The sequence below is a fragment of the Trebonia sp. genome (assembly GCF_030042015.1).
In the GTDB taxonomy this organism is placed as follows: Bacteria; Actinomycetota; Actinomycetes; order Streptosporangiales; family Streptosporangiaceae; genus Trebonia.
Genome location: NZ_JASIAL010000183.1, coordinates 1 through 12,854 on the forward strand (window position 1 = coordinate 1; position 12,854 = coordinate 12,854).

Consider the following 12,854-nt stretch of genomic DNA (forward strand, 5'->3'; position numbering starts at 1 on the left):
AGGTGGCGGCCAGGTGGTGCCTGACCGGCGGGGCTGCCGCCACGTCCGCGGACAGGGCGCCGAAGTCAGGCCGCCCGAAGTCCTCGTCCACGTCGAACTTCTGCTCGATCTCGATGTGGTCAGACACCGCAGCCTCCGCCGTCTCTGCCGTCCAGTTAGCCCCCAGCTTATGAAAGGGACACTGCGGGGCCAGCCGCTGCGGCGTCTTTGCGCGGTCACTGCTGCCCAAGGCGGGCCAGCGTCTCGCCGCGCTCGCGGTGTCGACCGGATCGAGGCCGTCCAGCAGGGACTCACCGCGCTCTCCGGCCAGGATCCGGCGCAAGACGGCGGTTCAGACCCCATGACAGCGCGTCGCCTGCGCGTGCAAGCGCGGCTATAACAATCCAACGTAACCTGGCTACCGCCGGTGCGGCGGATCTACGCTTGCCGCGTGAGATCCCCATCCCAGCCTGGCGCCCCTGGCGCCCCGGGCGCCCCGGCAGCCAGCCCGGATCCTCAGGTAGCCAGGATTGTGCTCCTGCTGCACAGGCGGCGCGGCTGGAGCTGGACCGCGGCCGGCGGTTTCCTCGCATTCCTGTTGGCCAGCGCCGTCTACTCCAACCGGTACTCGGCGACCGGAGCGGGGCCCGTCGCGATCCTGGTCATCATGATGGTGCTCGCCGCCCTGACCATCATCGGGCTGGTCTTGGCGATAGTCGACAGCGTGCTGCTCAGACGCCGGTCCGCCGTTCTGCGCTGGCAGGCCATCTCGTTCGAGGATCAGCACTCGCGCCGCGCGCATGCGTACCGGTATCCCCCGCGGCACGGGCTCTCGTTCCTGGCCGCCTGGGTGATGCTGGCGTGCGTCCTCGGGCTCGGCGTGCTCTTCCTGCCCGGCGTTGTCAACGGGGTCTCGTACCTGTCCGGCGGGAACAGCGTCCTGTTCGTGCCGCAGTCGTGGCAGACGACCTGCTCGTATTACCCCAGCAGCGGGAATGTCTGCGCCACGAGCACCGACGGCACCCTGGAGACCGGCGGCGCGGGAATGAGCGCCACCTGGCCGGACCAGGTGCCGCTCAACCATCCGTTCCTGGTCCGTGAACCGCTATGGAAATGGGGGCTGGGCGCGTCGCTGATCAACAACGACAGGATCGCCATCGTCGCCATCTGCGTCAGCCTGCTGTTCATCGGCTTCTCGGTCGTGGTCGCGATCTTCTTCGTGAAGATGGTGCGCAACTGGCTGCTGTACAGAAGAGAGAAGGCGGCCCGCGGACCGGCAACCGTGTCAGCCGGGTCCGACGGGCAGCTGCGGGCGGAGCAGACGTCCCAAGAACCGCCGTCCCTGACGGAGGACGAGGCGCGAGTCAAGCTGCGGCGGCGGCCACGTGGCTTGCTGGCAACCGCTCTCGCGGCGGGCCTTGTCGTGGGGGGCAAGGTAGCGATCGCCGGATTGATCGGACTGATCTGGCCCAACACCGCGCAGGCCGGGCAGAGCCAGGCGTCGGGCCCGGCTCCGACAGTGTCCGTGTCCGTGTCCGTGAACGTGAATCTGCCCCCGACCAGCACGACGACGGCATCGTTCGGCTCGGCCATCAAGCTCGCCGGGATCAGCAGCGGCGAGCAGGTGACTATCACCCCCGTCCGGGTGATCAACTCAGCGACGGCGTCTGATCCGATCTTCGGCCCCCCGGCCGGCGAACGGTACTACACGGTGCAGTTCCACTTCGACAACACGGGACGCGTGCCGTACAGCCCGACCCCTGCCCTCGAAGCCACGGTCATCGACACGGCCGGGAAGTCCTACGGCGGCGAGACGTTCGTCACCGTCACGGGCTGCCCGCTGCTCTCGGACTCCGCCATCGCACCCGGTGCCTCGGCAACCGGGTGCGTGCTGTTCGACGTGCCCAGCGCGGCGACGATCAGGGACGTCACGTACACCCTGGACACCGGCCTTGGCCCGCAGACGGGCCAGTGGACCGTAGCGGGCTGATGCCTCGGCGGTTAGCAGGGCCAGGTGAGCTCACTTGGTTAACTGCCGTCGCGCAGATCGTCGGGCGCGCCCGGCTGGTAAGTGATGCTGTCGAACACCGCGGTGCAGCCGGGCGCGCGGCGGCCCCACCGGGGCACGGGCTGGCGTCCGGTATGGGCGTTTTGTCCTTCCGCCAGGCGCGCCCGGGTTGCGCGGGTTCCGGCACGCGTTGGCACGGGGGCGGCCAAGCACGTGCACTATGCTGCCGAAAGCGGCCGGGGTGCCCGGGATGAGGAGAAGACGCCAGTGATGAGAGCAGAGGTGGGGCTGGCCAGCAGGCGTCCCGCGGGCGGGCGGGACGAGGCCCGCGGCCGGGTGCTGCTGGTCGTGGGCGCCGCGGTGGCCGCGGTGGCCGCGGCCGCCTACCTCGCGGCGCTCGCCACGCACCCGTCGTCGGTCCTGCTGAAGGGGTTCGACCTGCAGGTCTACCTGGACGGCGGGCAGCAGGCGCTGCACCACCCGGCGAACCTGTACAGCTGGCACTACGAGAACGACCTGGGCATCCAGTTCACCTACACCCCGTTCGCGGCACTGCTGTTCGCGGTGGGGTCGCTGCTGCCGTTCCGCGCCCTCATGGATCTGGTGGTGCTGGTCAGCACGGTCGCGCTGGCCGCGACCATCTGGATCGCGTTCCGCGAGCTGGGCTGGCGTGGCACCGCCAGGACCGGGGCCACGCTGCTGCTCACCGGCCTGGCGTTCTGGACCGAGCCGGTGCAGCGCGGGCTCTACCTCGGTCAGATAGAACTGGTCCTGATGGCGCTGGTCGTCTGGGACCTGTGCCAGCCGGACCGCCGCCGGCTGAAGGGCGCGGCGACCGGCATCGCGGCCGGCATCAAGCTCGTGCCGCTGCTGTTCATCGTGTACCTGGTGGTCACCCGGCGGTTCCGCCAGGCGGCGGTGGCCGCGGGGGCGTTCGCGGTCACCGTGATCATCGGGTTCGCGGTGCTGCCGAAGCCCTCGGTGACCTGGTGGCTCGACGGCGACTTCTTCCAGGCGGGCCGGACCGGCTTCGTCGGCGACCAGGAGAACCAGTCGCTGAACGGCCTGTTGACCAGGCTCGCCGGGAGCGTGGCCCACGGGCAGCCGCTGTGGCTGGCCGCCGCGGTGATCGTGGCCGTGCTCGGGCTCGCGGCCGCGGTCATCCTGCACCAGTCCGGGCGGACCTTCGCCGGGCTGATGGCGTGCGCGCTGACCGCGCTGCTTATCTCGCCGATCAGCTGGGACCACCACTGGGTGTGGATCGCGCCCGGGCTGGCCGTGATCATCGACGCGGGCGTGCGGGCGGCTTCCGTCGGCGCCCGGGCCCTGTGGCTGGCGCTGGCAGCGGCCGTGCTCGCCGTCTACGGCGCGTGGCCCGACTTCTGGAAGCGGAGCGCCGGCCTGCTGCAGGGCGGGCTGATCAACTACGCTCCGGCGAGTCCCTTCGCGCACGGGGACAACCCGAAGTACGTCGAATACCACTGGCACGGGCTGCAGCTCATCGCCGGGAACCTGTACCTGCTCGCAGGCCTCGGGCTGTTCGTCGTCGTGTGCGTGACCGCGATCCGGCTGGCACACGAGCGCGGCGGCGTCGCGCGAGCGCTGCTGGCGAAGGCGCGAGCCTGACCGCGAGGTGCGAGCCTGACCGCGTCAGCCGGATTGGGCGGGCCCGGTTCCTGTGAGCGACACCTGCTCGTACACGTCGCCGAGCCCGTCTGGGCCGGGGGACTGCAGGACCTGGAAGTGGGTGATGAACCACAACTGCAGCGCGGGGGTCCACGGGATGCGGCGCGCGTTGTTCGGCGACAGCCAGACGTACTGCGCCTCGCTGAAGGTCTTCTTCCACGCCGCCACCACGTCCGGCAGGTCGGCGGCGCCGCCCTGCACGCTTACCCCGTCGCTGAGCACGAGCGTCGCCGCCAGTGAGTCCATGATGTCGGGACAGCCAGGCCGCGCGGCGGTGAACCGGTCAGCGGCGATCGCCAGCGAGGTCTGGTCGGTGACCAGGCACGCGCCCGCCGGGATGGCCGCCGCGTCCGCGGAGATGTTCGGCGCGCGCAGCCCGCTCACCTCACTCGCCTGGAAGACCGCCAGGGCGAGGATGACAACCCCGGTGCCGGCGATCACGACGCGCTGGGCCCGCGTCCATTCGGCGACCGCGTGCGCCAGCGAGCCGGCCACGGCGCCGACCGTCAGGGCGAGCCACGGCGCGGCGAAGTCAGGGTAGTGGTAGAAGAACGCGGAGTAGCTCAGCACCGCGGCGATCGCCAACGCGGCGCTGACCAGCGCGAACCACTCAAGCGGGGACATGCGGCCCGCGTTCCAGCAGTATCCGATCGCGATCACGCCGACGCCCACCAGCGCGACGGCGAACGGCAGCCAGCCCGCGCCGGTCGTGGACGTCGCCGCCGCGCCGCCGCTGGCGAACATCGAATGCACCCCGGCGGCCAGGCTGAGATGTCCCGTGCTGCTGAGGAAGTCGATCAGCCCGGTGATGTGCGCGAGCCGCAGCGACTGCGGAACGGACGTGCCGGCCCGCGCGGCCTGGTCGAACAGCGTGCTGCGCACGAAGACCGAGGGCGCGGTCAGCGCGAACGGCAGCACAGGCACCAGGAACCCCGCGAGCACGCCACCCGCGTAACACGCCGCCCGCCGGACCCGCAGGGCGCTATGCCAGGCGCCTCGCCCGGCGCCTGGCCCGGTGACCACGCACAGCACGAGCAAGGCCACGGCCGGCAGCGCCGCCCAGTACTTGACCGCCCCGGCGAACCCGATCGCGACGCCCGCCCACAGCAGCCGCTGAGGGAACGCCAAGTGTCCCCGCCGGAACGCCAGGCACGCCCCAAGCAGCAGAAACAAGTTCATCCACGGCTCGAGGATCAGCGTATGCGCGGTCGTGATGTCGTCCGGGTAGATGGCCAGCGCGCCGCAGGTGACGAGCGTCACGAAGGTTCCGCGGTAACGCAGCAGGCTGCCGGCCATCGGCACGCAGGCGGTGCTCGCGAGCGCGGTGAGCACCCGGGCGGTCGCCATCGCGTCCGTGGCCGTGCCCACCTTGGCGATCAGCGCCACCGGGGACATCAGCAGCAGGATGCCCGGCGGCTGTACGAACGCCCAGTTCTGGTAGGGGAGCGCACCCTGCAGGAGCCGGATGGCGCCGCCGAGGTAGACGCCATCGTCATATTCGGTGACGCCCGTGATGTAGCCGGGCCTGGTCAGCGTGAAGACCCGAATCGCCAGCGCGAGCAGGGTCGCGGCCAGCATCACGATGCCCTGCGGGGCCAGCCAGTACGCGCGCAGCCGCGCCCAGCGGAGCCGGCGGCGCACTACGGGAGCCTGGGTACGGTGCGATGCCACGCCGGCGCGCGCCGTCGGTGGGCCGACGGCGTTGGGAGTACCAGGGTTGCCGCTCACGGGCGGAGACTAGCAGGCACAGGGACGCTCCAGACAACTTGCCGGCCTACCGTAACGGTAATGCTGCACCATGATCGCCGGTGCCACGCCCGGCCGCGGCCAACGCTCACTGAGCGGGGCAAACCTATCACAAGGGCGCGAGGGTAGGCCGCGGGCGCCCTGCACGGTATGTTCGCCACCGTGGATGATCTCGCCCGCGACGCGCCAGGAAGCTCCGGCGGCGCCGCGATCCCGCCCGCAGCCAACGCCGGGAGCCAGGCCAGGCGCCGCATCCCGCGGACGGACGCGCTGCTCGACGATCCGCGCCTGGCCGCCGCGCAGCGCCGCCTCGGCCGCCCACTGGTCAAGGCCGCCGTCGCCCGCGCACAGCAGAAGGCGCGCGACAACGAGATCACCCCAGAGCAGGTCGCCGACGCCGCCGTCGCGGAACTGCCGCCGCGCGCCGCCACGCTGACCCCGGTGATCAACGCGACCGGCGTGGTCGTGCACACGAACCTGGGCCGGGCGCCGCTGTCCGCCGCCGCCATCCACGCGCTGACCGCCGCGGCGGGCAACTGCGACGTCGAGTTCGACCTGCAGGCCGGCACGAGAACGCAGCGCGGCAAGGGCGCCCTGGCCGCGCTGCAGGCCGCGGTCCCGCACGCCGAGGCGGTCGGCGTGGTGAACAACAACGCCGCCGCCATCGTGCTGGCCGCCACCGCGCTCGCGGCCGGCCGCGAGATCGTCATCAGCCGCGGCGAGCTCATCGAGATCGGCGACCGGTTTCGGCTGCCGGACCTGCTCACCTCGACAGGCGCGCGGCTGCGCGAGGTCGGCACCACGAACCGCACCACCGCCGCCGACTACCAGCAGGCGGTCGGGCCGGACACCGCGTTCATCCTCAAGGTGCACCCGTCCAACTACCGGATCGAGGGGTTCACCGCCAGCGCCACGGTCAGCGAGCTCGCCGCCCTCACGGTCCCGGTCGTGCACGACATCGGCTCCGGCCTGCTCGCGCCGCACCCGCTGCTTCCCGGCGAGCCCGACGCGGCCACGTCGCTGGCCGACGGGGCGCGGCTGGTGACGGCGAGCGGCGACAAGCTGCTCGGCGGCCCGCAGGCCGGACTGCTGCTCGGCAGCGCGGATCTCGTCCGCCGCCTGCTGCGCCACCCGCTGGCCCGCGCGCTGCGGGTGGACAAGCTGACGCTGGCCGCGCTCGAGGCGACCCTCACCGGACCCCCGCCCCCGGTCGCCCGCGCGCTCGCCGCCGACCCCGCCGCTCTTTTCCATCGATCAGAACGAGCCGTCGCGGCTCTGGTCGCCCACTCCGTCTCCGCGAGCGTGGTGGCCGCCGAGGGGGCCGTCGGCGGCGGCGGCGCGCCCGGCGTCACGCTGCCCGGCGCCGCCGTGGCGCTGCCCGAGGCGCTGGCGGCGCCGCTGCGCCGCGGGGCCCCCGTCCGGCGCGGCGCGGTGCCCGCGGTCGTCGGCCGGACCGAACGCGGCCGGCTGCTGCTCGACCTGCGCTCGGTGGACCCGGACGACGACGAGCTCCTGGTGGCCGCGGTGCTCGCCGCGGCGGCGGCCGCCGCGGCGAGCACCGCACAGCCAGGTGACGCCTGATGCACGTCGTCGCGACCGCCGGGCATGTCGACCACGGCAAGTCCACGCTGGTCCGGGCGCTGACCGGGATGGAACCTGACCGCTGGGCGGAGGAACGTCGCCGGGGCATGACGATCGACCTCGGCTACGCCTGGATGACGCTGCCCGACGGCGACCAGCTGGCGTTCGTTGACGTGCCCGGCCACGAGCGCTTCGTCCCCAACACGCTCGCCGGCCTTGGACCGGTCCCCGCCGTCATGTTCGTCGTGGCGGCCGACGGCGGCTGGATGCCGCAGTCCGCCGAGCACCTCGCTGCGGTCGCCGCCCTCGGCGTGCGCCATGGCCTGCTGGTGGTCACTCGGGCGGACCTGGCGGACCCCGCCGAGGCGCTGCGGTCCGCGTCCGCCGAACTCGCCGCCACCAGCCTCGGCAACGTCGAGGCGGTCGCGGTCAGCGGGGTCACCGGGGCGGGCCTTGACGAGCTGCGCGCCGCGCTTGCCCGCCTCGCGGCGTCGCTGCCGAGCCCCGATCCGGCGGCCCCCGTCCGGCTGTGGATCGACCGGTCGTTCACGATCCGCGGCAGCGGCACGGTCGTGACGGGCACGCTGCCCGCGGGCACGGTCAGGCCCGGCCAGGAACTGCTGCTCACGCCGTCGCTCCAGCCGGTGCGCGTGCGCGCCGTCCAGGCGCTCGGCGAGCCGTCCGAGCAGGTGAGCGGGGTGGCCCGGGTGGCGCTGAACCTGCGCGGCGTCCCCCCGGACGTGCCGCAGCGCGGCATGGCGCTGGTCACGGCCGGCCGCTGGACGCTGACCGCCGCGCTCGACGTGCGGATCACGGCAGGCGCGGCGGGTACCACGCCGAACTTCCCGCCCGAGTTGCTGCTGCACATCGGCTCCGCGCGCACCCAGGCGCGGTTGCGGGTGCTCGGGGGCGGACCCCCGCACGTGTACGCGCGGCTGCACCTGCGGGACGCGCTGCCGCTGCACGTCGGCGACCGGGTGCTGCTGCGCGACCCGGGGGCGGCCGGGGCGCCGGGGGCGCGAGGCCTTGCGATCGTCGGCGCGACCGTGCTCGATCCGGCCCCGCCGCCGCTCGGCCGGCGCGGCGCCGCGGCGGCCGCGGCAAGGGAGCTGGCCGCCTGGCCGACGGTGCCCGCCGCGGCCGATCTGCTGCGCAGGCACCGGCTGCTGCGCGCGGGCACCGTAGCCGCGACGGGCGCCGCCGAGCCGCCCGCGCCGGTCGCGGGGGACTGGCTCGCCGACCCGGCGCACTGGGACCGGCTGCGCGCCGAGCTGCCCGCGACGGTCGCCGCGTTCATGGACAAGGATCCGCTCGCCCAGGGAATGCCGGTCGAGGCGGCCCGCGCCGCGCTGCGCCTGCCCAGCCGCGACCTCGTGGTCGCGCTGCTCGCCCCGCCCGCTCCCGCCGTCGAGGCCGGTGGCGGCGTTGTCCTCGACGGCGGTTACCTGCGGATCGGCGCCGCGCTGGCGGCAGCCGGGTCCGCGGCTACGGGCGGCGCGGGCGCGGTCGCCGGGTCGCTGCCGCCCCGGGTCGCCCGCGGCATCCGGGCGATCCTCGACGACCTGGCCGGGCAGCCGTTCGACGCGCCGGACAGCGCGCGGCTGCGCGAGCTTGGCCTGGACGGCAAGGCGCTGGCCGCGGCGGCGCGCGGCGGGCTGCTGCTGCGGGTCGCCGACCTGGTGGTGCTCGCGCCAGGCGCGGACAAGGAGGCGGCGCGCCTGCTCGCCCGGCTTCCGCAGCCGTTCACCACCTCCCAGGCCCGGCAGGCGCTGCGCACGTCCCGCCGCGTGGCGATCCCGCTGCTTGAGTACCTGGACCGCGCCCGTGTCACCGAACGCCTGCCCGGCGACCTGCGCCGCCTGCGCCCCGGACACGAGGACACGCAGCCGTAGCGGCGCGGCGGCCGTCCCGCCGACCCCGCCACCGCGAGCCGCGCGGCGGGAGACCCGCCATTACCCGCCGGAGGCGCGACAGCGGAGGTGGCTGCGCCCGACCGGCCCGGCCCGTGGTAGCCGGGGCAGCCGGCGGTTTCCCTGGCGTCCCAGGCGTCCCGCCAGTACTACTTTGGACACTTCCTGCATGGACAAATCGCCCATAATGGACTCCAAAATCGTCATGGAGTGTGCGAAGTGGGGGGAGGCTCGCCTGACGGGAGCCTGGGCAAGCGGGCGCGGGACCCCGATAGGGCTGGGTCGTTGGCCTCGCTGGTGCGCGTGGTGCGTGCGGTGCGCGCGTCGGGCCGCGGAGGTCATACTTGCCCTATGGGCTGTGAGGTCTCCTGGTTCGCGGCGCTGTGCGACGACGACTATGAGTTTCTCGGTGTCCAGGAGGACCGGCTGCTGTCCAGCTGGGAACACTGCCGCACGATCGCCCTGGGCGCGGAACAGGCCGGGTACGACAACCTGCTGCTGCCGTCCGGCTACACGCTGGGCATCGACTCCGTCGCGTTCGCCGCCGGGATCGCCCCGCTGCTGCGGCGGATGCGGCTGCTTGTCGCCGTGCGCATGGGCGAGATGTGGCCGCCGCAGCTCGCTCGCCAGCTCGCGACCATCGACCAGATGCTCGGCGGGCGGCTGACCGTCAACGTCATCTCCTCTGACCTGCCCGGCCAGGCATTGGAGTCCGAGCCGCGGTACCGCCGCACCCTGGAGTTCATGCGCGTGCTGCGCGCGCTCCTCGACGGCAAGCCCGTCGACTACCGTGGCGAGTTCATCACCGTCGCCCTGGACCCGCCGCGGCTGCGCCCGGCCCGCGGCTGCCCGCCTTTTTACTTCGGCGGGCTTTCCGAGGCGGCGCGCGAGGTCGCTGCCCAGGCAGCGGACGTCTTCCTGATGTGGCCAGACACGATGTCCGCGGTCGAGGCCGTCGTGGCGGACATGCGGGCCCGCGCGGCCCGCTACGGCCGGGAGCTGCGGTTCGGATACCGGGCACACGTCATCGTCCGCGCCACCGAGCAGGAAGCGCGGGCCGCCGCCGCGCGCCTCGTCTCACGGCTGGACGATCAGACCGGGGAAATGATCCGCCGCCGCTCGCTTGACACCACGTCCGCGGGAACCCGGCGGCAGAACGAACTGCGCGAGCTCGCCGACCCCGCCGGGTACGCAGAACCGAACCTGTGGACGGGGATCGGCCGGGCGCGCTCAGGCGCCGGGGCGGCGATCGTCGGTGATCCCGGCCAGGTGCTGGCCAAGCTCCGCGGCTACGCCGACCTCGGCATGGAAGCGTTCATCCTGTCCGGCTACCCGCACGTCGCCGAGGCGGACCTGTTCGCCCGCCACGTGCTGCCGCACCTTGACCACGGGCCGCTGTTCCCGCGCTGAACGGGCCCCGGTCAGTGGCCGGCGACGCGGACGTAGAGCTGGCCGGTGCCTGGCGCGTAGGAGCCGAGCTTGGCGAAGGCGGCGTTGAACCAGTCGCTGAGCGCGGGCGTCCACGGGATCCGGCGCTTGGAGCCGTGCGCGGCGGACAGCCAGACGTAGTCGGCCTTGCCCAGCCACTCCCGCCAGGTCGCCACCACCTGGGGCACCTGGTTCGCGCCGCCCTGCGGGCTCACCCCGTCGCTGAGCACGAGCGTCGCGGCGAGCGAGTCGACGATGTCCGGGCAGCCGGGCGGCAGGTCGGCGAAGCGGTCGGACGCGATCGTCAGCGACACCTCGTCGGTGACGACGCAGGTTCCCTTGGGGATGTAGTGCGCCATCGCCTCGCCGGTCGGCTGGCGCATCGGGTAGGTCTCCCTGACCTGCAGGCCCGCGACAAGCAGCAGCGTCACGGCGACCGCGGGCACGACGACCCGAGTGGGCAGCAGGCGGCGGCCGGCCAGCATGCCGGCGGCGCTGCCCACGGTGATCGCCAGCCACGGGGCCGGGAAGTCGGCGTAGTGGTAGAAGAACGCCGAGTAGTCCAGGACCGCCGCGATCGCGAGGACCGCCGTGACCAGCGCGAGCCACTCCAGCTCCGACAGCCGGCGCGACTGCCACGCGTAGCCGACCGCGACCAGCGCGATCAGCCCTACGGTGGCGACGAAAGGCAGCCAGCCCAGGCTGGAGGATTCGGTGGCGTCGGGGGAGGCGCCCCCGGCGAACATCGAGTGCACGCCCGCGTTCAGCGAGACCTTGCCCGCGGTGGTCAGGATGTCGATGACGCCGGTCAGGTTCGCCAGCCGGATGGAGATAGGCACCGAACTGCCCGCACGGGCGGCCTGATCGGTGATCGTGCTGCGCAGGAACGTCACGGGCGCGGACGCCAGGAACGGTGCCACAGGGACCAGGAAGCCGGCCGCGAGCGCGGGCAGGTAGCCGCGCACCCGCCGCATCCTGGCCCCGTCCCCGCGGACCGCCAGGCACAGGACGAGCAGCACCGCGGCGGGCGCGATCGCCCAGAACTTGATGGCGCCCGCGAAGCCGAGGGCAAGGCCGGCCCATGCCAGCCTGCCGGGGCGCGCGAGGCGGCCGCGGCGGAACGCCGCGTTGATCGCCAGCAGGCAGCACAAGTTCATCCACGGCTCGAGCATCAGCGTGTGCGCGGTGGCGATGTCGTCGGGGTAGACGGCGAGCACCCCGCAGGTCACCAGCGTCACGACGGTGCCGCGGTAGCGGACCAGGTTCCCGGCGAGCGGGACGCAGCCGGCGCTGGCCAGCGCGGTCAGCAGCCGGGCCAGCGCGAGCGCCTTCACGGTCGTGGTCAGCTGGGCGATCAGCGCCACCGGGGCCATCAGCAGCAGGATGCCGGGCGGCTGGACGAACGCGAAATCCCGGTACGGCATCGCGCCCTGCGTCATCCGCAGCGCGGCACCGAGATAGACCCCGTCGTCATATTCGGTGATGCCGGTCAGGTAGCCCGGGCGGGTGAGCGTGAAAAGCCGGATTGCGACGGCGAGCGCGGTCGCGAGCAGCATGACCTTGCCAGGAGCCGTCAGCCAGTAGGCGCGCAGCCGCGCGCGGCGCACCGCCCACGCTGTCCGGTCAAGCGCTGCGCGAACCCCGCTGGCCCGCGGCGAAGCTCCTTCGCCGGCGGGCAGGCCCGGCGCGCTGACCATGTCCCCCGTGCTGGGGAGCTTCCCGCTCACGGGCCGGAGACTAGCAGGCAGCAGAGCTGCTCAGGACGACTTTCACGAGTACGCGCGGCTAAGCGCGCCCGATTTGCCTGGGCCGGCCAGCGCCGGTCAGCCGGGCAACCCCAGCCACACCGCCATGCCGGGGGGCAGCTCGCCGTCGACCGCGGCGCCCGAGCTGGCCAGCAGCACCTCGCGATGCGGCGGCAGCGGGATCGGGTCGGCGCCCAGGTTGGCGGCGAACACGAAGCCGGGGTCGCGGGCGAAGACCAGCGCGTCGTCCGGCGCGGCCAGCCAGCGCATCGCGCCGGCGCCGAGCGCCGGATGGGCGCGGCGCAGGCGCAGCGCCGCCTCGTACAGGCGCAGGAAGGAGCCCGGTGCGTCCCGCTCGGCGGCGACGCTGTGCCGGCCCCAGTTGCGCGGCTGCGGGAGCCAGGGTGGCGCTGGGGAGGCACCGGGGATCGTTCGGGAAAATCCGAAAGAAGCTCCGGCGCGCTCCCAGGGAAGCGGGACCCGGCAGCCGTCGCGACCGCGGACCCTGCCCTTGGTGCGGCGGAAAGCGGGATCCTGGCGCGCGGCGGCGGGGATGTCGAGCACCTCCGGCAGCCCGAGCTCCTCGCCCTGGTACACGTACGCCGAGCCGGGCAGCGCGAGCAGCAGCAGCGCGGCGGCCCGGGCGCCCTCGGCGCCGTACCGCGTCACCGGGCGGACGACGTCGTGGTTGCCGAGCACCCACGGGGCGTGCGAGCCGTCGGTCAGCGCGAGCGTCGCGTCGATCGCCTTGCGGATCTGCGCCGCGTCCCA

The 12,854-nt window shown here is 73.4% G+C and carries 8 protein-coding genes; 5 read left to right on the forward strand and 3 right to left on the reverse strand.

What is annotated here, in order from left to right; translation table 11 throughout:
- Positions 1 to 430 precede the first annotated feature (430 nt).
- Together Q1N79_RS09410 and Q1N79_RS09415 are read left to right on the forward strand one after the other, a co-directional pair.
- Positions 431 to 1,969, forward strand: coding sequence for a hypothetical protein (locus Q1N79_RS09410; RefSeq protein WP_300606932.1), 1,539 nt, complete (start codon positions 431 to 433; stop codon positions 1,967 to 1,969).
- A gap of 288 nt (positions 1,970 to 2,257) precedes the next feature.
- Positions 2,258 to 3,613, forward strand: coding sequence for a glycosyltransferase 87 family protein (locus Q1N79_RS09415; protein ID WP_300606934.1), 1,356 nt, complete (start codon positions 2,258 to 2,260; stop codon positions 3,611 to 3,613).
- Between the two features lie 24 nt (positions 3,614 to 3,637).
- Here Q1N79_RS09415 and Q1N79_RS09420 read toward each other — a convergent pair whose 3' ends face one another.
- Positions 3,638 to 5,314: a hypothetical protein gene (locus Q1N79_RS09420; RefSeq protein WP_300606937.1), complete on the reverse strand. Its 1,677-nt coding sequence runs from the start codon at positions 5,312 to 5,314 to the stop codon at positions 3,638 to 3,640.
- Between the two features lie 255 nt (positions 5,315 to 5,569).
- Here Q1N79_RS09420 and selA point away from each other — a divergent pair, with 255 nt between their 5' ends.
- From selA to Q1N79_RS09435, 3 genes are all read left to right on the forward strand, one after another.
- Positions 5,570 to 7,000, forward strand: coding sequence for an L-seryl-tRNA(Sec) selenium transferase (selA, locus tag Q1N79_RS09425; protein ID WP_300606939.1), 1,431 nt, complete (start codon positions 5,570 to 5,572; stop codon positions 6,998 to 7,000).
- On the forward strand, positions 7,000 to 8,892 hold the full coding sequence (gene selB, locus Q1N79_RS09430) for a selenocysteine-specific translation elongation factor (protein ID WP_300606941.1): 1,893 nt from the start codon (positions 7,000 to 7,002) through the stop codon (positions 8,890 to 8,892). Before selA ends, selB begins: the two co-directional genes overlap by 1 nt.
- 369 nt (positions 8,893 to 9,261) lie before the next feature.
- A complete protein-coding gene (locus Q1N79_RS09435; RefSeq protein WP_300606943.1) occupies positions 9,262 to 10,320 on the forward strand; it encodes an LLM class flavin-dependent oxidoreductase in 1,059 nt (352 codons plus the stop codon).
- Between the two features lie 11 nt (positions 10,321 to 10,331).
- On the opposite strand, the gene Q1N79_RS09440 is transcribed toward Q1N79_RS09435, so the two are convergent.
- Positions 10,332 to 12,065, reverse strand: coding sequence for a hypothetical protein (locus tag Q1N79_RS09440; RefSeq protein WP_300606946.1), 1,734 nt, complete (start codon positions 12,063 to 12,065; stop codon positions 10,332 to 10,334).
- Positions 12,066 to 12,161: 96 nt separating this feature from the next.
- Positions 12,162 to 12,854: DUF3459 domain-containing protein (locus Q1N79_RS09445; RefSeq protein ID WP_300606948.1), on the reverse strand; the 693-nt coding region annotated here is incomplete at its 5' end.